The sequence below is a fragment of the Phyllobacterium sp. T2-21 genome (assembly GCF_055378485.1).
Window position 1 is genome coordinate 2,527,910 of sequence record NZ_AP027912.1, and the last position, 22,304, is coordinate 2,550,213.

General features: G+C 57.2%; 17 protein-coding genes and 1 tRNA gene. 2 read left to right on the top strand and 16 right to left on the bottom strand.

The features are described from left to right. Window positions 1–48 precede the first annotated feature (48 nt). From tuf (ACZ5FP_RS12775) to rpsL, 4 genes are all read right to left on the bottom strand, one after another. Window positions 49–1,224: an elongation factor Tu gene (gene tuf, locus ACZ5FP_RS12775; protein ID WP_105732669.1), complete on the bottom strand. Its 1,176-nt coding sequence runs from the start codon at window positions 1,222–1,224 to the stop codon at window positions 49–51. Between the two features lie 65 nt (window positions 1,225–1,289). Then, on the bottom strand, window positions 1,290–3,377 hold the full coding sequence (fusA, locus tag ACZ5FP_RS12780) for an elongation factor G (protein ID WP_403174869.1): 2,088 nt from the start codon (window positions 3,375–3,377) through the stop codon (window positions 1,290–1,292). 33 nt (window positions 3,378–3,410) lie between these two features. Beyond that, window positions 3,411–3,881 carry a 30S ribosomal protein S7 gene (gene rpsG / locus ACZ5FP_RS12785; protein ID WP_105732683.1) on the bottom strand — a complete coding sequence of 157 codons (471 nt, stop codon included), beginning with the start codon at window positions 3,879–3,881 and terminating at the stop codon, window positions 3,411–3,413. 60 nt (window positions 3,882–3,941) lie between these two features. After that, window positions 3,942–4,313, bottom strand: a complete 372-nt coding sequence (gene rpsL, locus ACZ5FP_RS12790) for a 30S ribosomal protein S12 (protein WP_008121760.1) — start codon at window positions 4,311–4,313, stop codon at window positions 3,942–3,944. A 473-nt stretch (window positions 4,314–4,786) separates the two neighbouring features. On the opposite strand from rpsL, the gene ACZ5FP_RS12795 reads away from it, so the two are divergent. After that, a complete protein-coding gene (locus ACZ5FP_RS12795) occupies window positions 4,787–5,068 on the top strand; it encodes a hypothetical protein (RefSeq protein WP_346306317.1) in 282 nt (93 codons plus the stop codon). Window positions 5,069–5,178: 110 nt separating this feature from the next. Here ACZ5FP_RS12795 and rpoC read toward each other — a convergent pair whose 3' ends face one another. The 11 genes from rpoC to ACZ5FP_RS12850 all read right to left on the bottom strand — a co-directional run bounded on the left by rpoC (window position 5,179) and on the right by ACZ5FP_RS12850 (window position 19,947). Beyond that, on the bottom strand, window positions 5,179–9,387 hold the full coding sequence (gene rpoC, locus ACZ5FP_RS12800; protein ID WP_223613256.1) for a DNA-directed RNA polymerase subunit beta': 4,209 nt from the start codon (window positions 9,385–9,387) through the stop codon (window positions 5,179–5,181). Between the two features lie 143 nt (window positions 9,388–9,530). Continuing rightward, entirely contained in the window at window positions 9,531–13,682 is a 4,152-nt protein-coding gene (gene rpoB / locus ACZ5FP_RS12805; RefSeq protein WP_223613255.1) for a DNA-directed RNA polymerase subunit beta, read from the bottom strand. Between the two features lie 194 nt (window positions 13,683–13,876). Then, window positions 13,877–14,254 (bottom strand): 50S ribosomal protein L7/L12, encoded by a 378-nt coding sequence (gene rplL, locus ACZ5FP_RS12810; RefSeq protein WP_105732676.1) that lies wholly within the window; start codon window positions 14,252–14,254, stop codon window positions 13,877–13,879. Between the two features lie 47 nt (window positions 14,255–14,301). Continuing rightward, the gene (rplJ, locus tag ACZ5FP_RS12815) at window positions 14,302–14,820 is read right to left on the bottom strand and encodes a 50S ribosomal protein L10 (RefSeq protein ID WP_105732675.1); all 519 of its coding nucleotides are present in this window, start codon (window positions 14,818–14,820) and stop codon (window positions 14,302–14,304) included. A gap of 348 nt (window positions 14,821–15,168) precedes the next feature. Then, complete coding sequence (gene rplA, locus ACZ5FP_RS12820; protein ID WP_182552812.1) at window positions 15,169–15,867, bottom strand: 50S ribosomal protein L1; 699 nt, start codon at window positions 15,865–15,867, stop codon at window positions 15,169–15,171. A gap of 4 nt (window positions 15,868–15,871) precedes the next feature. Further along, window positions 15,872–16,300: a 50S ribosomal protein L11 gene (gene rplK, locus ACZ5FP_RS12825; RefSeq protein ID WP_105732673.1), complete on the bottom strand. Its 429-nt coding sequence runs from the start codon at window positions 16,298–16,300 to the stop codon at window positions 15,872–15,874. Between the two features lie 138 nt (window positions 16,301–16,438). After that, complete coding sequence (gene nusG, locus ACZ5FP_RS12830) at window positions 16,439–16,969, bottom strand: transcription termination/antitermination protein NusG (RefSeq protein WP_223613252.1); 531 nt, start codon at window positions 16,967–16,969, stop codon at window positions 16,439–16,441. A 23-nt stretch (window positions 16,970–16,992) separates the two neighbouring features. Further along, the gene (gene secE, locus ACZ5FP_RS12835) at window positions 16,993–17,193 is read right to left on the bottom strand and encodes a preprotein translocase subunit SecE (RefSeq protein WP_091886799.1); all 201 of its coding nucleotides are present in this window, start codon (window positions 17,191–17,193) and stop codon (window positions 16,993–16,995) included. Between the two features lie 225 nt (window positions 17,194–17,418). Further along, a tRNA-Trp gene (locus tag ACZ5FP_RS12840) sits at window positions 17,419–17,494 on the bottom strand. Between the two features lie 144 nt (window positions 17,495–17,638). Further along, window positions 17,639–18,925, bottom strand: coding sequence for a hypothetical protein (locus ACZ5FP_RS12845; protein WP_464660538.1), 1,287 nt, complete (start codon window positions 18,923–18,925; stop codon window positions 17,639–17,641). A gap of 74 nt (window positions 18,926–18,999) precedes the next feature. After that, a complete protein-coding gene (locus tag ACZ5FP_RS12850) occupies window positions 19,000–19,947 on the bottom strand; it encodes a COG3904 family protein (protein WP_464660539.1) in 948 nt (315 codons plus the stop codon). A gap of 341 nt (window positions 19,948–20,288) precedes the next feature. Here ACZ5FP_RS12850 and ACZ5FP_RS12855 point away from each other — a divergent pair, with 341 nt between their 5' ends. After that, on the top strand, window positions 20,289–20,816 hold the full coding sequence (locus ACZ5FP_RS12855; RefSeq protein WP_346306323.1) for an STM3941 family protein: 528 nt from the start codon (window positions 20,289–20,291) through the stop codon (window positions 20,814–20,816). A gap of 81 nt (window positions 20,817–20,897) precedes the next feature. Here ACZ5FP_RS12855 and tuf (ACZ5FP_RS12860) read toward each other — a convergent pair whose 3' ends face one another. Beyond that, the gene (gene tuf, locus ACZ5FP_RS12860) at window positions 20,898–22,073 is read right to left on the bottom strand and encodes an elongation factor Tu (RefSeq protein ID WP_105732669.1); all 1,176 of its coding nucleotides are present in this window, start codon (window positions 22,071–22,073) and stop codon (window positions 20,898–20,900) included. Between the last annotated feature and the right edge of the window lie 231 nt (window positions 22,074–22,304).

The following is a 22,304-nucleotide window of genomic DNA, read 5'->3' on the forward strand; positions in this document are numbered from 1 at the left end:
GTTTAGCGGAGACGCCTATAGCAGGCGCCTCTGCATAAAACCTTAATATTATTCAATGATCGAAGCGACGATGCCTGCACCGACGGTGCGGCCACCTTCACGGATAGCGAAGCGCAGCTTCTCTTCCATTGCGATCGGCACGATCAGCGTCACATCAACCGAGATGTTGTCGCCGGGCATGACCATTTCCGTGCCTTCCGGCAGCGTCACCACGCCCGTCACGTCGGTCGTGCGGAAGTAGAACTGCGGACGGTAGTTGGAGAAGAATGGCGTATGACGGCCACCTTCGTCCTTCGTCAGGATGTAGGCTTCTGCCTTGAACTTCGTGTGCGGCTTGACCGAACCTGGCTTGGCAAGGATCTGGCCGCGCTCGACGTCTTCACGGCCAACGCCGCGGATCAGCGCGCCGATGTTGTCGCCGGCCTGGCCCTGGTCGAGCAGCTTGCGGAACATTTCAACGCCGGTCACCGTCGTCTTCGTCGTCGGCTTGATGCCGATGATTTCAACTTCTTCACCAACCTTGACGATACCGCGTTCAACGCGGCCCGTCACAACCGTGCCACGACCCGAGATCGAGAACACGTCTTCGATCGGCATCAGGAACGGCTGGTCAACCGGACGCTCCGGCGTCGGGATGTACTTGTCGACTTCCGCCATCAGCGCGCGCACCGCGTCTTCGCCGATTTCCTTGTTGGAATCTTCCAGTGCGGCCAGCGCCGAACCCTTGACGATCGGCACATCGTCGCCCGGGAAGTCGTACTTCGACAGAAGCTCGCGCACTTCCAGTTCAACCAGTTCCAGAAGCTCGGCATCGTCAACCTGGTCGACCTTGTTCAGGAAAACCACGATCGCCGGAACGCCAACCTGACGGGCCAGCAGGATGTGCTCGCGCGTCTGCGGCATCGGGCCGTCGGCTGCCGATACAACCAGGATCGCGCCGTCCATCTGCGCCGCACCGGTGATCATGTTCTTCACATAGTCGGCGTGGCCGGGGCAATCGACGTGCGCGTAGTGGCGCGCTGCCGTCTCGTACTCGACGTGTGCCGTCGAAATGGTGATGCCGCGCGCCTTTTCTTCCGGTGCCGCGTCGATCTGGTCGTACGCCTTGAACTCTCCGAAATACTTCGTAATCGCTGCCGTCAACGATGTCTTGCCATGGTCAACGTGACCAATCGTGCCGATGTTGACGTGCGGCTTGTTACGTTCAAACTTGCTCTTAGCCATCTGAGCTCTCCGTTATATGTTCGCCTGCTCAGGCTTAACTCAACTGTCACGCGCAACCGTCAGGGTTACGCAAACTTCTTCTGAATTTCCTGTGCGACTGCTGTCGGAACAGGTTCGTAGTGATCAAACTGCATCGTGTACTGTGCACGACCCTGGCTCATCGAACGCAGCGTGTTCACATAACCAAACATGTTGGCCAGCGGCACGTTTGCATTGACGACCGTAGCAATGCCACGGGCTTCGGTACCCGAAATCTGACCACGACGTGAATTCAGATCGCCGATTACGTCACCGACATAATCTTCAGGCGTTACAACTTCGACCTTCATGATCGGCTCGAGCAGCTGGGCACCGGCTTCGCGGGCAGCTTCGCGGAATGCCGCACGGCCTGCGATTTCGAATGCCAGAACCGACGAGTCGACATCATGGTAGGCACCGTCGATCAGCGTGGCTTTCACGCCGAGCATCGGGAAGCCTGCGAGCGGACCCGCACCCATGACGCTTTCAATACCCTTCTGAACGCCCGGAATGTATTCCTTCGGTACAGAGCCGCCGACAATCTTCGATTCGAAGATGAAATCGTCGCCATCGTGGGGTTCGAAGATGATCTTGACGCGAGCGAACTGACCCGAACCACCCGACTGCTTCTTGTGGGTGTAGTCCTGTTCCTTCTTGCGTGTGATCGATTCGCGGTAGGCAACCTGCGGCTGACCAACATTCGCCTCGACCTTGAACTCGCGACGCATACGGTCAACGAGAATGTCGAGATGAAGTTCGCCCATGCCGGCGATGATTGTCTGACCCGACTCTTCATCCGACTTGACGCGGAATGAAGGATCTTCAGCAGCAAGACGGTTCAGCGCAATGCCCATCTTTTCCTGGTCGGCCTTGGTCTTCGGCTCGATCGCGATTTCGATAACCGGATCGGGGAATTCCATGCGTTCCAGGATAACCGGCTTCAGCGGATCGCAGAGCGTGTCACCTGTCGTTGTTTCTTTCAGGCCTGCCAGAGCAACGATGTCGCCGGCAAACGCTTCTTCAATGTCTTCACGCGAGTTGGAATGCATCTGCAGCATACGGCCGATACGTTCGCGCTTGTTCTTGACTGTGTTGTCGAGCGAAACACCCTTGGTCAGCTTGCCGGAATAGATGCGGCAGAAAGTCAGCGAACCAACGAACGGATCGTTCATGATCTTGAATGCGAGCATCGACAGAGGCTCTTCATCCGAAGACTTGCGGGTTGTCTCGCCATCGGTCTTCGGGTCGATACCCTTGATCGAAGGAACGTCAACCGGCGAAGGCAGGTATTCAACAACACCATCAAGCAGAGGCTGTACGCCCTTGTTCTTGAAGGCCGAACCGCAGAATACCGGGTGGAATTCAACACGGCAGGTGCCGGTGCGGATCAGAGCGCGCAGAGCGTCATTGTCAGGCATGTTGCCTTCCAGATACGCTTCCATCGCAGCTTCATCGACTTCAACGGCAGCTTCGATCAGCTTTTCGCGGTATTCTTCAGCCTTGGCTTGCAGATCAGCAGGGATCTCAACGACATCCCACTGCGCACCCAGCTGCTCATCGCGCCAGACCAGAGCCTTCATTTCGATCAGATCGACGACGCCCTTGAATTCTGTCTCTGCACCGATCGGCAGCTGCATGACAACAGCCTTGGCACCAAGACGGGTCTTGACCATTTCAACGCAGCGATCGAAATCGGCGCCGGTCTTGTCCATCTTGTTGACGAAGATCATGCGCGGAACATGATACTTCTCAGCCTGACGCCAAACGGTTTCCGTCTGCGGCTCTACGCCGGCATTGGCATCGAGCAGAGCAATCGCACCGTCGAGAACGCGCAGCGAGCGCTCGACTTCAATCGTGAAGTCGACGTGACCTGGCGTGTCGATGATGTTGAAGCGACGCTTCTTGCCATCGCGGCCTGTCCAGTAGGTGGTGGTTGCAGCGGATGTGATCGTGATGCCACGCTCCTGCTCCTGCTCCATCCAATCCATGGTTGCAGCGCCATCATGGACTTCACCGATTTTGTGCGACTTGCCGGTGTAATAAAGAATACGCTCGGTCGTCGTCGTCTTGCCGGCGTCGATGTGCGCCATAATACCGAAATTACGGTAGTCTTCGATTTTATATTCGCGGGCCATGATATGGTGCCTTCAAGAATAGGGTTTCGACGATTACCAGCGGTAATGCGAGAATGCGCGGTTGGCTTCTGCCATGCGATGCGTGTCTTCACGCTTCTTCACAGCCGAGCCACGGTTGTTTGCCGCATCCAGGAGTTCGCCGGACAGGCGATCAATCATCGTGGTCTCATTGCGACCGCGAGCAGCATTGATCAGCCAACGGATGGCAAGAGCCTGACGACGCTCTGGACGAACATCGACCGGAACCTGGTATGTTGCACCACCAACACGGCGCGAGCGCACTTCAACGTGCGGCGCAACATTGTCGAGGGCCTGATGGAACAGGGCAACCGGCTCCTGCTTGCTCTTGGCTTCAACCGACTCAAGCGCACCGTAAACGATACGCTCAGCGATCGACTTCTTGCCATGATGCATGACTGCATTCATGAACTTCGTCAGAACGAGATCGCCGAACTTTGGATCCGGGTTGATCTCACGCTTTTCTGCACTATGGCGTCTGGACATACTTTTTGTCTCTTATCTGCATCGGGTTGACCTACCTGGTGGCCAAAGTCCCGGAAAATCTTACTTCGGACGCTTTGCACCGTACTTGGAACGGCGCTGCTTACGGTTCTTGACGCCCTGCGTATCGAGAACACCACGGATGATGTGGTAACGAACGCCCGGCAAATCCTTGACACGGCCGCCGCGGATCATCACGACAGAGTGTTCCTGAAGGTTGTGGCCTTCACCCGGAATGTATCCGATAACTTCGAAGCCATTCGTCAGACGCACCTTGGCAACCTTACGCAGAGCCGAGTTCGGCTTCTTCGGGGTCGTCGTGTAGACGCGGGTGCAAACGCCGCGCTTCTGCGGGTTTTCCTGCAAGGCAGGAACTTTATTGCGCTTTACCGGCGCAGTGCGCGGCTTGCGGATCAACTGGTTTACGGTAGGCATTCAACCTTCCCTCTTTCACAAATCTCGTATCTTCGCCCGTCAGGGCCGCTTCAGCGCCATGCTCATGCACGAATTCGGGCAACTAAACCACCGCGAGGGTGGTTGCCCGAATAAAAGCAGAGGAAGCCTTAAGAGCTTCATGCGAGCGGCAAATTGCATTTCGATCGTAAAACGAACCCTGTTTGAGATGAACTCCAGAGCGTGTCGCTCCGAAACAGCCAATCTCACATCGGCTCAGATGTGCTGCTGATACTTTGTCCCCTGCTCCACGTCAAGCCTGAACACCAAATTTTATTAAGGTTTGGAGCGTTTTGGGGCGCTTTGCGGCCTGATGGTAAGATTGTTTCGCGTAAAGAGCGCGAATTCAAGCAATCTTTCGCATCGTGCACAGAGATTTAAGGCTTTGGCGAGACGCCTGCGGCCATTTTGGCTAGTCTTATGGCTTGTAACACACAGATTCGGGAATCATTAACATGTCCACTGCCCCTGCCGACTCAAAGCCGGTCCACCTCATCGTTGCCGACGTCTGGAAGAAAGGCGAGGAAGAGCCGCTGCAGGTGCATGTTCTCCTGATGAACGACGATGCCGACGGGCTGGTTGAAACCGCCCTGCAGATTCTGGCCAATGAAGGCTATGAAGAGGCTGAACTCCTTGAGATCGGCACGCTGACAAGCGAGCCGGAGGAAGAACCCCACCTCTCCGCCTGGAAGACCGCCCTCACCGGCCAGGCCGCGCTGATCGAGTTTGACCAATGAACTAGAGGGGCTGGCACTACGCCCACCTGCCCATCAGCATTCACCTCATAGCCCAAACAAAAAGGCCGCCCCGAAAGGCGGCCTTTTCAATGTCGTTGTGTGCAACCGGCTTATTCGGCCGGAGTGCCTGTCATGTCGGTCAGCATGGCGTCGACCTTGGCAGCACCGGCTCCGCTTTCCTTGCGGCGCTCGTCGATGATCAGCTCGTCGCGGGCACCGGCAATGCGGCGGATCTGCTTGACCGTTCCACCCGTACCAGCCGGGATCAGACGGCCAACGATGACGTTTTCCTTCAGGCCCTGCAGCGCATCCATCTTGCCGGCGACGGCAGCTTCCGTGAGGACGCGTGTCGTTTCCTGGAAGGACGCAGCCGAGATGAACGACGGCGTCTGCAGCGAAGCCTTGGTGATACCCAGGAGAACCGGAGTACCGTAACCTGGCTTCTTGCCATCTTCCTCGAGACGTTCGTTGATCTCGTCCAGCTCGATCCGGTCGACATGGTCACCGGCGATGAAGCCAGTGTCACCGGATTCGGTGATTTCGACCTTCTGCAGCATCTGGCGGACAATCACTTCGATGTGCTTGTCGTTGATCAGAACGCCCTGCAGACGATAGACTTCCTGGATTTCATTGACGAGATACGAAGCGAGTGCTTCCACGCCCTTGATGGCCAGAATGTCATGCGGTGCCGGGTTGCCGTCGAGGATGTAATCGCCCTTTTCGATCGCATCGCCATCCTGAAGATGGAAAGGCTTGCCCTTGGGGATCAGATACTCAACTGGCTCGAGCGTCTCGTCGTTCGGTTCGATGACGATGCGGCGCTTGTTCTTGTAGTCGCGGCCAAAACGAACCGTACCATCGATTTCGGCGATGATCGCGTGGTCCTTCGGACGGCGTGCTTCGAACAGTTCCGCAACGCGCGGCAGACCACCGGTGATGTCCTTGGTCTTGGCGCTTTCCATCGGGATACGGGCAAGAACGTCACCCGCCTTCACGTGCGAGCCAGGCTCAACCGAAAGGATCGATTCAACCGACAGCTGGAAGCGTGCATCGCCGCCCTTTGCCAGTTTCAGAACCTTGCCGGCCTTGTCCTTGACGACGATGCAAGGCTTCAGGTCCGAACCGCGCGGTGTCGAACGCCAGTCGATGACCACGCGCTTGGTGATACCGGTGGACTCGTCCGTCGTTTCCGAAACGGAGAGACCGTCGACCATGTCTTCGAATTCGACATGACCTTCGACTTCCGTCATGACCGGGCGGGTATAAGGATCCCACTCGGCAACGCGCTGGCCGCGCTTAACCGTATCGCCGTCATCGACATAGATGCGCGAACCGTAGGTGACGCGGTGTGTCGCCCGTTCCTTGCCTGTCGCATCAAGAATGACAACAGCCATGTTACGGCCCATGACAACCAGATGGCCGTCGGAGTTGCGAACCACATTGCGGTTACGGATCTGCACCGTGCCTTCATAGCTGGCTTCGAGGAACGACTGATCCACAACCTGCGCCGTACCACCAAGGTGGAACGTACGCATCGTCAGCTGCGTGCCTGGCTCACCGATCGACTGAGCGGCGATAACGCCGACAGCTTCACCCTGATTGACCGGCGTACCACGGGCCAGATCGCGGCCGTAGCACTTGGCGCAGATGCCGCCACGGGTCTCACAGGTGAGAGCCGAACGGATGCGGATGGACTGGACGCCCGCCTTTTCGATGGCATCGATATCGAACTCGTCGATGATGTTGCCGCCGGTAACCAGAACGTCACCCGTCAACGGATGCAGGATGTCTTCGAGCGCCGTACGGCCGAGAACACGCTGGCCAATGGTCGCAACGACCTGACCGGCATCAACGATCGGCTGCATGGTGAGGCCCGTTGTCGTGCCGCAATCCACCGAGATGACGATGCAATCCTGCGCGACGTCGACGAGACGGCGTGTCAGGTAACCGGAGTTGGCCGTCTTCAAGGCGGTATCGGCAAGACCCTTACGCGCACCGTGGGTCGAGTTGAAGTACTCGTTCACGGTCAGGCCTTCCTTGAAGTTCGAAATGATCGGCGTTTCGATGATTTCGCCCGAAGGCTTGGCCATCAGTCCGCGCATGCCACCCAGCTGGCGCATCTGGTTCGGCGAACCACGGGCACCCGAGTGCGACATCATGTAGATCGAGTTCATCTGCTTCTGGCGGCCAGTGACAGGATCGAACTCGACAGCCTTAATGCGGGCCATCATTTCGTCAGCGACCTTCTCGGTGCACTTGCCCCAAGCGTCGACGACCTTGTTGTACTTCTCGCCCTGGGTGATCAGGCCGTCATTGTACTGCTGTTCGTATTCGGTCGCCAAAGCTTCGGTCTCGGCAACGAGCTTCGCCTTGGTTTCCGGAATGACCATGTCGTCCTTGCCGAAGGAAATACCGGCACGGCAAGCGTGGCTGAAGCCGAGCTGCATGATACGATCGCAGAAAATGACCGTCTCTTTCTGTCCGCAATGGCGATAGACCGTGTCGATCATCTTGGAGATGTTCTTCTTGGTCATTTCCTGGTTGCAGATGTCGAAAGGCACGTTGTGGTGCTTCGGCAGCAGCTCACCGATGATCATGCGGCCAGGCGTCGTGTCGAAAATCTTCGACGTCGGCTTGCCGTCCGCATCAATGCTCTTGAAGCGGCCCTTGATCTTGGTGTGCAGGGTGACGGCACCGCTGCCAATGGCGTGATGCAGCTCACCGATATCGGCAAAAGCCATGCCTTCGCCCGGCTCTTTCGCCGCAACGATCGACAGATAGTACAGGCCCAGAACCATGTCCTGCGACGGAACGATAACCGGCAGACCGTTTGCAGGGTGCAGGATGTTGTTCGTCGACATCATCAGAACGCGGGCTTCAAGCTGCGCTTCCAGGGAAAGCGGAACGTGAACAGCCATCTGGTCACCGTCGAAGTCCGCGTTGAAAGCGGTACAGACGAGCGGATGCAGCTGGATTGCCTTGCCTTCGATCAGGATGGGTTCGAACGCCTGGATGCCAAGACGGTGCAGCGTCGGCGCACGGTTCAGGAGAACCGGGTGCTCGCGGATGACCTCGTCAAGGATGTCCCAGACTTCCGGCTTTTCCTTTTCAACCAGCTTCTTCGCCTGCTTGACGGTCGAGGAATAACCCTTGGCGTCGAGACGGGCATAGATGAACGGCTTGAACAGTTCGAGCGCCATCTTCTTCGGCAGACCGCACTGGTGCAGCTTCAGTTCCGGACCGGTCACGATGACCGAACGGCCGGAATAGTCGACGCGCTTGCCGAGCAGGTTCTGACGGAAGCGGCCCTGCTTGCCCTTGAGCATGTCGGACAGCGACTTCAGCGGACGCTTGTTGGCACCGGTGATGACGCGGCCGCGGCGGCCGTTGTCGAACAGTGCATCAACCGATTCCTGAAGCATGCGCTTCTCGTTGCGGATGATGATGCCAGGTGCGCGCAGTTCGATCAGGCGCTTCAGACGGTTGTTACGGTTGATCACACGACGATAGAGGTCGTTGAGATCGGACGTCGCAAAGCGGCCGCCATCCAGCGGAACAAGCGGGCGCAGGTCCGGCGGAATGACCGGAACGATCTTCATGATCATCCATTCCGGACGGTTACCCGATTCCAGGAAGTTTTCGACGATCTTCAGACGCTTCATCAGCTTCTTCTGCTTCAGATCCGAAGTCGTTGTCGCCAGCTCTTCACGCAGATCGCCGGCAATCTTCTCCAGATCCATGGAAGCCAGAAGCTCATGGATAGCTTCCGCGCCGATCAGTGCCGTGAAGGAATCTTCACCGAACTCATCGACAGCGATCATGTATTCTTCCTCTGAAAGCAGCTGATGCTCTTTCAGAGATGTCAGGCCGGGTTCGGTCACGATGTAGTTCTCGAAATAGAGAACGCGCTCGATGCCCTTGAGGGTCATGTCGAGCAATGTGCCGATACGGCTTGGCAGAGACTTCAGGAACCAGATGTGCGCAACCGGGGCTGCGAGTTCGATATGGCCCATGCGCTCACGGCGAACGCGCGACAGCGTTACTTCCACGCCGCACTTTTCGCAGATGATGCCCTTGTATTTCATGCGCTTGTACTTGCCGCACAAGCATTCATAGTCCTTGATCGGCCCGAAGATCCGAGCACAGAAGAGACCATCCCGCTCAGGCTTGAATGTGCGGTAGTTGATCGTCTCCGGCTTCTTGATCTCACCGTATGACCAGGACAGAATCTTCTCAGGGCTGGCAATCGAAATCCGGATGGAATCGAATGCCTGTACAGGCACCTGAGGATTGAAAAGATTCATGACCTCTTGGTTCATGCCGTTTCTCCATGGGGCAAAAATTGCCCTCTGCTTGCGATGGAATGATCCGCCGTCGCGGGTCCATCTAGATCAAATGCCGCTTCTGCAGCGGCTCGAAACAAAATGGTCGGGTGCGCGGCAAACCGCGCACCCCAACTTTTTTACTCTGCCGCGTCAGGCAAAGCCTGCTGCTCTTGCTGGCGTGTATCGTCCAGCTCGACATTGAGACCGAGCGAACGCATTTCCTTGACGAGAACGTTGAAGCTCTCCGGAATACCGGCCTCGAACGTATCGTCACCGCGGACGATCGCTTCATAGACCTTGGTACGGCCGGCGACGTCATCGGACTTGACCGTGAGCATTTCCTGCAGCGTGTAGGCCGCACCGTATGCTTCCAGGGCCCAGACCTCCATTTCACCGAAACGCTGACCGCCGAACTGGGCCTTGCCGCCCAGGGGCTGCTGCGTCACGAGCGAGTATGGTCCGATCGAACGGGCGTGGATCTTGTCGTCGACCAGGTGGTGCAGCTTCAGCATGTAGATGTAGCCGACAGTCACCTGACGATCGAAAGTTTCACCCGTACGTCCGTCATAGAGCGTCGACTGACCGGAAGCCTTCAGACCCGCCTGCTCCAGCATCACGTTGATGTCCGGCTCATGCGCACCGTCAAACACCGGCGTTGCAATCGACACGCCGCGCTTCATCTGCTCACCAAGACGCACGATGCTTTCGTCGTCATAGTTGCGGACTGGCTCGTTCCGGTCGTTGTCGGGGATGATCGACTCGATCGTCGCCCGCAGCGGCTGGATATCGCCCTGACCACTGGCCGCATACTGTGCCTTGTAGGCTTCGATCAGATCGCCGATCTTCTTGCCCATTCCGGCGCAGGCCCAGCCCAGATGCGTTTCCAGAATCTGGCCAACGTTCATGCGGCTTGGCACGCCAAGCGGATTGAGCACGATGTCGACATGCGTTCCGTCTTCGAGGAACGGCATATCTTCAACGGCGGCAATACGCGAGACAACACCCTTGTTGCCGTGACGGCCGGCCATCTTGTCGCCTGGCTGGATCTTGCGCTTCACAGCAACAAAGACCTTGACCATCTTCATGACGCCCGGAGGCATCTCGTCGCCGCGCTGTACCTTTTCGACCTTGTCCATGAAGCGCTGTTCGAGCAGCTTCTTGGAGTCGTCGTACTGGTTGCGCAGAGCTTCGATTTCGCCCTGAAGCTTTTCGTCCTCGACGGCGAACTGCCACCACTGGGAACGCGGGTGTTCACCCATGACTTCCGTCGTGACAACAGTGCCCTTCTTGAACGACTTCGGTCCGGCAACGGCAGGCTTGCCATTGAGAACGTCAGCCAGACGGCCATAGACGTTGCGGTCAAGAATAGCCTGTTCGTCGTCGCGGTCCTTGGCCAAACGCTCGATTTCCTCGCGTTCGATCGCCATGGCGCGTTCGTCCTTTTCAACGCCGTGGCGGTTGAAAACGCGAACTTCCACAACCGTACCGTAAGTCCCGGGCGGCATGCGCATCGAGGTGTCACGGACATCGGAAGCCTTTTCACCGAAGATGGCGCGCAGAAGCTTCTCTTCCGGCGTCATCGGGCTTTCGCCCTTCGGCGTGATCTTGCCGACGAGAATGTCGCCGGGCTGAACTTCCGCGCCGATGTAAACGATACCGGCTTCGTCCAGGTTCTTCAGGGCTTCTTCCGAAACGTTCGGAATGTCGCGCGTGATTTCTTCCGGTCCGAGCTTCGTATCGCGGGCCATGACTTCGAACTCCTCGATATGGATCGAGGTGAAGACGTCATCCGAAACGATCTTTTCAGACAGAAGGATGGAGTCTTCGTAGTTGTAGCCGTTCCAAGGCATGAACGCGACGAGCACGTTGCGGCCGAGCGCCAGATCGCCCAGGTCCGTCGAAGGACCGTCGGCAATGATGTCGCCCTTTTCGATCCGGTCGCCAACACGAACCAGCGGACGCTGATTGATGCAGGTGTTCTGGTTCGAACGCTGGAACTTCATCAGGCGGTAGATATCGACGCCTGATTTGCCCGGTACGAGATCTTCCGTCGCACGGATAACGATACGCGTCGCATCGACCTGATCGACGATACCTGTGCGGCGTGCACCGATGGCGGCGCCGGAGTCACGGGCAACGATCGGCTCCATGCCGGTACCGACGAACGGTGCCTCGGCGCGAACCAGAGGCACGGCCTGACGCTGCATGTTCGAGCCCATCAGAGCGCGGTTGGCGTCGTCGTTTTCCAGGAACGGAATAAGCGCTGCGGCAACCGATACGAGCTGCTTCGGCGACACGTCCATCAGATCCACGTTTTCACGCGGAGCCATCAGAACTTCACCCGCATGACGGCAGACAACGAATTCGTCCGTGAAGGCGCCGGAAGCGTCCAGTTCCACATTGGCCTGCGCCACGTGATACTTGGCTTCTTCCATCGCCGAGAGATAGACGACGTCGTCCGTGACCTTGCCGTCAACGATCCGGCGGTACGGGCTTTCGATGAAGCCGTACTTGTTGACCCGGGCAAAGGTTGCGAGCGAGTTGATCAGACCGATATTCGGGCCTTCCGGCGTTTCAATCGGGCAGATGCGGCCGTAATGCGTCGGATGCACGTCGCGGACTTCGAAGCCTGCACGCTCGCGGGTCAGACCACCAGGTCCAAGTGCCGAAAGACGGCGCTTGTGGGTGATTTCCGAAAGCGGGTTGGTCTGATCCATGAACTGCGACAGCTGCGAGGAACCGAAGAATTCGCGAACGGCGGCGGCTGCCGGCTTCGCATTGATCAGGTCCTGCGGCATCACGGTGTCGATTTCGATGGACGACATGCGTTCCTTGATGGCGCGCTCCATGCGGAGCAGGCCAACGCGGTACTGGTTTTCCATCAATTCGCCGACCGAACGCACGCGGCGGTTGCCGAGATTGTCGATGTCGTCGATTTCACCGCGACCGTCGCGCAGATCGACCAGCATCTTGACCACGGCAAGGATATCTTCCTTGCGCAGGATGCGGACAGTGTCTTCTGCATTCAGGTCGAGACGCATGTTCATCTTCACGCGGCCAACAGCCGAGAGATCATAACGCTCGCTATCGAAGAACAGCGACTTGAACATGGCTTCAGCCGAGTCGATTGTCGGCGGCTCACCGGGACGCATGACGCGATAGATGTCGAACAGGGCGTCCTGACGGCTTTCGTTCTTGTCTACGGCCAGCGTGTTGCGGATATACGGTCCGATATTGACATGGTCGATATCGAGAACGTTGATCTCGGCTACACCCGTGTCGAGCAGAACCTTGAGGGTCTTCTCGTCCAGCTCATCACCGGCTTCGAGATAGACTTCACCGGTTTCCATGTTGACGATGTCTTCGGCAAGATACATGCCGAACAGGTCGTCTTCCGTTGCCTTGATGAACTTCAGGCCCTTTTCAGCAAGCTGCTTGGCAGCGCGGGCTGTCAGCTTCTTGCCGGACTCGAGAATGACTTCACCGGTATCGGCATCGATAACGTCGGTTGTCGCCTTGAAACCACGGAAACGATCGACGGAGAACGGAATGCGCCAGGTGTCGCCGTCACGGCTGAACATCAGCGAATTGTAGAACGTCGACAGGATTTCTTCGCTGTCCATGCCCAGCGCCATCAGCAGCGATGTCGCAGGAATCTTGCGGCGGCGGTCGATACGCGCATAGACCACGTCCTTGGCATCGAACTCGATGTCAAGCCAGGAACCGCGGTAAGGAATGACGCGCGCAGCAAACAGCAGCTTGCCCGACGAATGGGTCTTGCCCTTGTCGTGATCGAAGAAAACGCCCGGCGAACGGTGCATCTGCGAAACGATGACGCGCTCGGTACCGTTGACGATGAACGTGCCGTTATCGGTCATGAGCGGCATGTCGCCCATGTAAACGTCCTGTTCCTTGATGTCCTTGATCGACTTGGCGCCTGTATCCTCGTCAATATCGAACACGATCAGGCGCAGCGTGACTTTCAGCGGTGCAGCATAGGTCAGATCGCGCTGACGGCATTCGTCAACGTCGAATTTTGGAGCTTCAAATTCATACTTGACGAATTCAAGCATGGAAGCGCCGGAGAAATCCTGGATCGGGAACACAGACTTGAACACAGCCTGCAGACCTTCATCAAGACGCCCGCCTTTCGGCTCCTCAACCATGAGGAACTGATCGTAGGAAGCCTTCTGAACCTCGATGAGGTTCGGCATCTCTGCGACTTCAGGGATCTTACCGAAAAACTTGCGTACGCGCCTACGACCGTTAAAAGTATGGGTCTGAGCCATCGTCGCTCCTCGTCTTTGCGCCAGCGGAAACTGGCATGTTTCTTAAAACCGCTTTTGCGGCCCCGTGAACGGGACAAAACCCGTTTCCTGAAAGCATCGGAATTGCCGTCAGGAAAAGGGTTCAGTACCGGGTTGCCCAAAAAGGGCAGATCAGCGGACAGGGCTTGTCGCCCTGCCCGCCAAAAATGTTGGACTTACTTGAGTTCAACCTTGGCGCCAGCTGCTTCGAGCTGTGCCTTGATCTTGTCAGCTTCGTCCTTGGTAGCAGCTTCCTTGACTGGCTTGGGAGCAGCTTCAACGAGGTCCTTGGCTTCCTTGAGGCCGAGACCGGTGATTGCGCGGACTTCCTTGATCACGTTGATCTTGTTAGCGCCGGCATCGGTCAGAACGACGTCGAATTCAGTCTTTTCTTCAACGGCTGCAGCAGCTGCACCGCCGCCAGCGGCAGCAGCAACAGCAACAGGAGCAGCAGCAGAAACGCCCCACTTCTCTTCAAGAAGCTTGGAAAGTTCAGCAGCTTCCAGAACAGTCAGGTTGGACAGGTCGTCTACGATCTTTGCGAGATCAGTCATTTTGGTTTTCCTTTACAAGGTTCGATATATTGACAGCGAGAACGGCCTTATGCCGCTTCGTCCTTCCGGGCATAGGCGCCAAAAACGCGGGCAAGCTGGCCTGCCGGTGCGTTTACGATCTGAGCGATGCGCGTTGCTGGTGTCTGGATCATACCAACCAGCTTTGCACGCAACTCGTCGAGTGACGGCAGTGCGGCAAGAGCCTTCACGCCATCAGCGTCGAGAGTTGTTGCTCCCATCGAGCCACCGAGGATGACGAGCTTCTCGTTACCCTTGGCAAATTCGATGGCGATCTTTGGTGCCGTAATCGGATCATTCGAATAGGCAACAAGCGTCTGACCTGTGAACAGGTCAGAAATGCCTTCCGATTCCGTGCCCTGAAGAGCGATCTTGGCAAGGCGGTTCTTCGCGACTTTAACGGTGCCACCAGCATCACGCATCTTGGAGCGAAGATCGCTCAGCTGCGCAACGGTGAGACCGGTATAGTGGGCCACGACAACTGAACCGGAGTCCTTGAAGACGCCGTTCAGCCAAGTGACAAATTCGCGCTTTTCCGCTTTTTCCACTGTCTCTCTCCATTTGGCAGAAACGCACGGTGCGTCCCTGCCGGGTTGCCTTTTGTTGCAAGGCTTCAATCCGAAAACTGAAACCAAACAACACTTGAGGATCCTGTCCCCCCTGCTTCGCCGGAAATCCGGCTGCAAGCGAAAGGCAACTACGGTTCGAACCTTGTCTCGGTGGATTTTTCCACCCTAACAAAGCTGTTCCACGTCTCATGCAGGCTCATGACAATTAAGGCGAGCCACCTGCAATCTCGGACAGGATAACCGGACTTTCATCCGGTTATCCAGGCCCCGAAAGGCCTGGAATTCTTTAGAACTCAAGCCGTTAGGCCCGAGTTTTCACATCAGCTGTTACGCAGGGCGTACAGTCGACGGATCAACCTTGACGCCAACGCCCATCGTCGAAGAAATCGCGACGCGCTTGACGTATTCACCCTTGGCGCCTGCCGGCTTTGCCTTGGTGACGGCATCGGTGAATGCCTTGATGTTTTCTTCCAGCGCCTTGACATCGAACGATGCCTTGCCAACGCCGGCGTGAACGATACCGGCCTTCTCGACGCGGAACTCGACAGCGCCGCCCTTGGAAGCCTTGACCGCCGCCGTAACATCCGTCGTTACGGTGCCGACCTTCGGGTTCGGCATCATGCCGCGCGGGCCGAGAACCTTACCGAGACGGCCGACGAGCGGCATCATGTCCGGAGTGGCAATGCAGCGATCGAAATCGATCTTGCCGCCATTGACGATCTCGAACAGATCTTCCGCGCCAACGATGTCAGCACCGGCCTTCTTGGCTTCTTCAGCCTTGTCGCCGCGAGCGAAAACAGCAACGCGAACCGTACGGCCTGTGCCGTTTGGCAGATTGACAACGCCGCGAACCATCTGGTCCGCATGGCGGGGATCAACGCCGAGGTTCATCGATACTTCGATCGTCTCGTCGAACTTGGCAATGGCACGTTCCTTGACCATGGCAACAGCCGAAGTCAGATCATAGAGCTTCTCGCGGTCAACGCCTTCACGAACCTTGGCTACACGCTTTGATACTTTTGCCATCGTCTCAGCCCACCACTTCCAGGCCCATCGAACGGGCAGAACCTTCGACCATGCGCATGGCGGATTCGACATCCGCTGCGTTCAGGTCTTTCATCTTCGCCTGCGCGATTTCACGGACCTTGTCGCGCGAGATCTTGCCAGCAACCACCTTGCCTGGCTCCTTGGAACCGGACTTCAGGTTTGCAGCCTTCTTGAGGAAGTAAGACACCGGCGGCGTCTTCATCACAAAAGTGAAGGACTTGTCCTGATAGTATGTGATCACGACCGGAATGGGCGAACCCTTTTCCAGTTCCTGCGTGGCCGCATTGAAGGCCTTGCAGAATTCCATGATGTTGATGCCACGCTGACCAAGTGCCGGTCCGATGGGAGGAGACGGTGTTGCCGATCCTGCCGAAACCTGCAGCTTGAGCTGGCCTGCAATTTTCTTAGCCATAACTTCTCTGCCTTATCATTATGCCGGAAAACCGGCGGTTGCAGTTTGGTGGTACGGATTGAAGACCCGGCTAAAGGCCGCCTCACCTCCCACCATTGGCCACTGACGTGGCTGGCCGCCCGTCGGGCAGCCGATTGATCAGATCTTTTCGACCTGACCAAATTCCAGATCGACCGGCGTAGCGCGGCCGAAAATCGAAACTTCCACCTTGAGGCGCGAACGCTCTTCGTCGACTTCCTGAACGACACCGTTGAACGAAGCAAACGGACCGTCGGCAACACGAACGCTTTCGCCGATCTCGAACGAGATCGAAGCCTTCGGACGCTCGACACCCTCCTGAACCTGCATCAGGATCCGGTCGGCTTCCTTGTCGGAAATCGCAACCGGCTTGTTGTCGGAACCGAGGAAACCCGTCACTTTCGGCGTATTCTTGATCAGATGATACGCATCATCCGTCAGATCGGCACGAACAAGGACATAACCCGGGAAGAACTTGCGCTCAGCATCAACCTTGCGGCCGCGGCGCACTTCAACCACCTTTTCAGTCGGCACGAGGATCTTCTCGAAAAGATGCGACAGACCCTTCTGCCTCGCCTTTTCTTCGATCGACTCGGCGACCTTCTTTTCAAAGTTCGAATAGGCGTGAACGATATACCAGCGCGCGGTCATTCAAATTTCCTTGTCAGCCTGCGTTAACGACCAAGACCGAGAACGAGATCAATCCCGAAGGCCATCAACTGATCAGCTGCGAAGAAGAAAATCGCAGCAAAAAACGCCATCACCATCACCATAGCGGTGGAAATGAGCGTCTCACGGCGTGAAGGCCAGGTGACCTTTGCCGTTTCCGCGCGCACTTGCTGAAAAAAACTTATCGGGTTTGTCTTGGATGCCATTTACCGCTCGTGCGTGTCATGTTGTTGTAAACTCAATATGTTGCCATGGTAACAACACGCTTTGTTCACACCATTACGGCCCGTAAAGCTGATCGTTCAGCTCCACGCACCGCGTGTCTGTTGATGTTACATAGAACCGATTCCGGTAAAACACAAGTCCCCGGTTTCGTTTCTTTCCAAACATCTGTCAGCACACCATCCAATCGTGTGCGGGCAGACTATGAGTGGCAGGGGAGACAGGATTCGAACCTGCGACCTACGGTTTTGGAGACCGCCGCTCTACCAACTGAGCTACTCCCCTACAGTCCGGGGCGTACATTCCACAAAGCGCTGCGCTTTTCAAGCCCCTATTCCCGCCGCGCGCCGCTTTATGAGAAATTCGTCGCGTGACGCGCAGATTTGACGGTTTTCCCGCGCAGGCAGAGATGAAAGCCGCTGCCTTTTCTCAGGCTTTCGGCGGAACAGGCTTCAGTTCCACACAGTTGCCGGGCTTTGGATCGCGGTTGCAAATCCTGCCGGCAGTGAATGCACGAGAATCACCCTCGTCCGTCGCAAATTTGAAGTCCGACAACTCATTATACTGCAATATGTAGATATCGCTGGCGGAAACGGCAAGCATCCGGTCGACGAGGCTGGGTTTGACCCCCATTTCCACGAAATAGGCAACGAGTTGCTTGCGATAGCCTTTACGCACCTCCGTGGTTTCATACGTCCCGGTTGGTTTCCGGCTGACAACTTTCCGATCAATGATTTTCTTCTTGCCGTTCACGATCCGGTAGCGCGTCTGATAGGTAATCATGAGATTTGTGACCGTGGTGGTGATCTGGTGAATCCCGACCCGCGCCTCATATCCGGCCAATCGCTTTAAGCCGCCCGCGGCAAAAAACGGACAGGCGGACAGGCAAATCCCGCCGCCCGGAAAAGCATAACCGGCGTAAGCCCCATCGGCAAAATCGGGTTTGCAACTCTTCGGGCCCGGCGTGCACCCCAAATACATCGTCTTGCCGATGGCAACGTCCAGACCGCGCTTGCGGATGATCCGCCCCATCTCGATGGCGGCATTCACGGCACCTCCCCTCGAGTCGATCACGAGCGGCAGCCGCCGCTTGCCGGCCTGGTTCAGGATTTTCCGCAGCTTTGCAGGCGTATCGGGCTTGATCGTCCCCGTAGCCGCAATCCATTCCGGGCAATTCGGTCTGCAAACCTCAACGTCGGCGCGCACAATCGCAAACGCCATGGGACTGTCAGCCACGAGAAGATTCGACTGATACGTGTCTGGCAGTGGTTGGATCGGTTCTGGTCTGGGGATATTTCCCGCCTGCGGCGAAAAAAGCGGAGCATAGGCGGGCACGCCCGCCACACAATTCCTCGTCGGGTTGCAAATGGACGCGCGATCCGGCGTCCAGGCCGGGCATGACATATCGCAGAAGGGGCCGGTGCTGGGCGCGGATTGCCCCGGAGCGCTATAGGACGGGCCGGTTAGGTCAGCATCGCGCAGGATCGGTTGCACTGTTGTTGCCGGTCCCGAGGCAAGGCCGAGCGGTGGTGGAACATATGGCTGGCTGGTCGCGCCTGGGCCGGGCAATGCGGGCCGTTCGGCATCCGCGGCAAGCAGCGCCGTTGTCAAACCTGCAAACAGAGCAAAAGCGAGGCTGAGAACAATCAATAAACGGAAAAAGCCATCGTAGCAGCGCAACCGGCAATCATCGAACGCAACTTTCGTCAACGCCATGCTCTTCCCCACAAGCAATTCCCCTGCCTATCTACAAGCGGAACGGCTTCGCTATCAATGGGGTGTCAAAAATATCAGTCCATTCTCGAAACAATCTTGGAACCGGCAGATTTGAGCTCGACGCAGTTTACGGCCTTGGGCTCCTGCTCACAGATGCGCGTAGCCGCGAGATCGTTGACATCCCCCGTTCCCGACACAAGCTTGAACGCAACCAGCTCATCCTGCGTCAGAACCGAGATATCCTTGGCCGGAATGGACAGCATCCGGTCGACAATGGCCGGGTCGATGCCCATGCCGGTAAAATAGGCGAGCAGTTTCTGGCGATATCCCTTGCTAAGATCGGTGCGTTCATAGGAGCCGGCAGGCTTGCGCCCGACGATCTTGGTATCAAGAATCTTCTTCTTCCCGTTCACCATCCGGTAGCGCGTCTCATAGGTGATGCGTGTCTGTGTATAGACCTGCGTGATCTGGTGCACGCCGATCAGGGCCCAGGGGCCGACAAGACGCTTTTCACCCGCCGCGAAGATATAGGGACAGGCGGAGAGGCAATAGGCGCCCGCCGGATAGGGAAACCCGGCATAGGCCCCATCGGCATAACGGTCGGGCTTGCACTTCTGGTCGGGGCTGCAGCCTTCAAAGCGGGTTCTGCCGATGGCAATGTCGAGACCACGCTTGCGGATCATGCGGCCGACCTGCATGGCCGCGTCCACGTTGCCGCCATTCGATTCCATGATGATCGGCAGGCGCCGTTTGCCCATGACCTTCAGAATCTTGCGCAGCTTGGCCGGCGTGTCGTCCAATATGGTGCCGGAGGCCCATATCCATTCCGGACAGGCGGGCTCGCAGCTGGGCACCGCGCTGCGGACAATGGCAAAGCGCATGGACTGCAGGACGGGTGCCCCGGCCTGCTTCTTTCCCGCCAGAACGGGCGCGACAAGCGCCAGTTGGAGCAACAATGCCAGGAGAACACAGGCAGCCATGCCTGAAAGAACGCTGCATCCGGCCAAACGATAACCAAACATGTCAATCCCGATAACTACCAATTGCCCGCTGCCGGATCGCGGCGGTATCCTTGGAGCCGAATATGCTCTGTTGTGGCAAGGATAGACCAAGGGTTCGGAAGGGTAAACAGAAAGCACCTGCCCTTTCGCCGCAGGGGCGCATTGCCCACGGCAGCAGCGTGTTGAAGCGCAAGCTCTCGATAAATGTACAATTGCAATAAAGTGTGAATTGACGCGTCATAGGATTGTCATGCTCACGTCATGCATTTACGTCATCACATTTTCGTGAATTCAACCTGTCCCTTCCCGCGACCGGGCCCGGCATCGACCGGCCGTTACGGGGATTGACGAAAGAGATCAAAATGGACGCGCGCCAAACGATCAAAATCAAATCCTCGTTCTCGAAGCCATTGCAGCATATTGCCATGACGAGCATGCTGTCATTCTATTCAATCGGGGTCGTTATCTATGAATTGCTCGGCAGTGAGCCGGAAAACCTGATCGAGTACATCGCCTGTGCCGGTTCCGTGGTTTTCCCGCTTCTGACCGGTCGCCTGGTCTGGCGGCTGCTCAAGACCCGCGATGCAATCACCATCTCGCCGGAAGGCCTGTGCGACAGGCGCCTGGCCGACGAGACCATTCCCTGGAAGAACATCAACGACGTGGCGTCATGGAACGACAACCGCGAACAGACAATCGTGCTGGGTATCGATCCCCATCAGGTGGATCAGCTCGGCCGGGGCATCAAATCGAGGATCGTCCGGGCATCGCTGTTCCGCATGCCGAAGGGCATCTACATCGATGGCCGGGTCCTGTCGATCGACTTCGATCGCCTGTTCGAACTCGTTGCCGCTTACCATCGCACCTACGGCAAACCGAAATCCGTCTGATTTCATCAGGCAATAGCTGCAGGCAAACAAAAAAAGGCGGCCACTGGCCGCCTTTTTCCTATTCAACTTGTCTTGCGACAATTACTCGATGATCGAAGCGACGATGCCTGCACCAACCGTGCGGCCACCTTCACGGATAGCGAAGCGCAGCTTCTCTTCCATTGCGATCGGCACGATCAGCGTCACATCAACCGAGATGTTGTCGCCGGGCATGACCATTTCCGTGCCTTCCGGCAGCGTCACCACGCCCGTCACGTCGGTCGTGCGGAAGTAGAACTGCGGACGGTAGTTGGAGAAGAATGGCGTATGACGGCCACCTTCGTCCTTCGTCAGGATGTAGGCTTCTGCCTTGAACTTCGTGTGCGGCTTGACCGAACCTGGCTTGGCAAGGATCTGGCCGCGCTCGACGTCTTCACGGCCAACGCCGCGGATCAGCGCGCCGATGTTGTCGCCGGCCTGGCCCTGGTCGAGCAGCTTGCGGAACATTTCAACGCCGGTCACCGTCGTCTTCGTCGTCGGCTTGATGCCGATGATTTCAACTTCTTCACCAACCTTGACGATACCGCGTTCAACGCGGCCCGTCACAACCGTGCCACGACCCGAGATCGAGAACACGTCTTCGATCGGCATCAGGAACGGCTGGTCAACCGGACGCTCCGGCGTCGGGATGTACTTGTCGACTTCCGCCATCAGCGCGCGCACCGCGTCTTCGCCGATTTCCTTGTTGGAATCTTCCAGTGCGGCCAGCGCCGAACCCTTGACGATCGGCACATCGTCGCCCGGGAAGTCGTACTTCGACAGAAGCTCGCGCACTTCCAGTTCAACCAGTTCCAGAAGCTCGGCATCGTCAACCTGGTCGACCTTGTTCAGGAAAACCACGATCGCCGGAACGCCAACCTGACGGGCCAGCAGGATGTGCTCGCGCGTCTGCGGCATCGGGCCGTCGGCTGCCGATACAACCAGGATCGCGCCGTCCATCTGCGCCGCACCGGTGATCATGTTCTTCACATAGTCGGCGTGGCCGGGGCAATCGACGTGCGCGTAGTGGCGCGCTGCCGTCTCGTACTCGACGTGTGCCGTCGAAATGGTGATGCCGCGCGCCTTTTCTTCCGGTGCCGCGTCGATCTGGTCGTACGCCTTGAACTCTCCGAAATACTTCGTAATCGCTGCCGTCAACGATGTCTTGCCATGGTCAACGTGACCAATCGTGCCGATGTTGACGTGCGGCTTGTTACGTTCAAACTTGCTCTTAGCCATAGCTGTCGTTCTCTCGTCATCACAACCGGTCTAGGGCCGGTACCATGTTTGTAGCTCAGACGAGACAGCAAGCCGTCCGTCAGCTCAGTCGCCCGCCCGGTCTGATCAACCGGATCGGATTGGTTTCGTCTTGTTCATGCTCGTTCATATGGGGACACATGAGCGGCGTGCAATGCTCAAGACAAAAATCGAAGAGCACCTCTGCGCGCTCACGCGTGCACGCGGTGCTCT

What these genes read in the sequence shown, in the direction of transcription:
- tuf (WP_105732669.1), bottom strand. Translation starts at nt 1,224, where the DNA reads ATGGCTAAGAGCAAGTTTGAACGTAACAAGCCGCACGTCAACATCGGC.
- fusA (WP_403174869.1), bottom strand. Translation starts at nt 3,377, where the DNA reads ATGGCCCGCGAATATAAAATCGAAGACTACCGTAATTTCGGTATTATG.
- rpsG (WP_105732683.1), bottom strand. Translation starts at nt 3,881, where the DNA reads ATGTCCAGACGCCATAGTGCAGAAAAGCGTGAGATCAACCCGGATCCA.
- rpsL (WP_008121760.1), bottom strand. Translation starts at nt 4,313, where the DNA reads ATGCCTACCGTAAACCAGTTGATCCGCAAGCCGCGCACTGCGCCGGTA.
- ACZ5FP_RS12795 (WP_346306317.1), top strand. Translation starts at nt 4,787, where the DNA reads ATGTCCACTGCCCCTGCCGACTCAAAGCCGGTCCACCTCATCGTTGCC.
- rpoC (WP_223613256.1), bottom strand. Translation starts at nt 9,387, where the DNA reads ATGAACCAAGAGGTCATGAATCTTTTCAATCCTCAGGTGCCTGTACAG.
- rpoB (WP_223613255.1), bottom strand. Translation starts at nt 13,682, where the DNA reads ATGGCTCAGACCCATACTTTTAACGGTCGTAGGCGCGTACGCAAGTTT.
- rplL (WP_105732676.1), bottom strand. Translation starts at nt 14,254, where the DNA reads ATGACTGATCTCGCAAAGATCGTAGACGACCTGTCCAACCTGACTGTT.
- rplA (WP_182552812.1), bottom strand. Translation starts at nt 15,867, where the DNA reads ATGGCAAAAGTATCAAAGCGTGTAGCCAAGGTTCGTGAAGGCGTTGAC.
- rplK (WP_105732673.1), bottom strand. Translation starts at nt 16,300, where the DNA reads ATGGCTAAGAAAATTGCAGGCCAGCTCAAGCTGCAGGTTTCGGCAGGA.
- nusG (WP_223613252.1), bottom strand. Translation starts at nt 16,969, where the DNA reads ATGACCGCGCGCTGGTATATCGTTCACGCCTATTCGAACTTTGAAAAG.
- secE (WP_091886799.1), bottom strand. Translation starts at nt 17,193, where the DNA reads ATGGCATCCAAGACAAACCCGATAAGTTTTTTTCAGCAAGTGCGCGCG.
- ACZ5FP_RS12845 (WP_464660538.1), bottom strand. Translation starts at nt 18,925, where the DNA reads ATGGCGTTGACGAAAGTTGCGTTCGATGATTGCCGGTTGCGCTGCTAC.
- ACZ5FP_RS12850 (WP_464660539.1), bottom strand. Translation starts at nt 19,947, where the DNA reads ATGTTTGGTTATCGTTTGGCCGGATGCAGCGTTCTTTCAGGCATGGCT.
- ACZ5FP_RS12855 (WP_346306323.1), top strand. Translation starts at nt 20,289, where the DNA reads ATGGACGCGCGCCAAACGATCAAAATCAAATCCTCGTTCTCGAAGCCA.
- tuf (WP_105732669.1), bottom strand. Translation starts at nt 22,073, where the DNA reads ATGGCTAAGAGCAAGTTTGAACGTAACAAGCCGCACGTCAACATCGGC.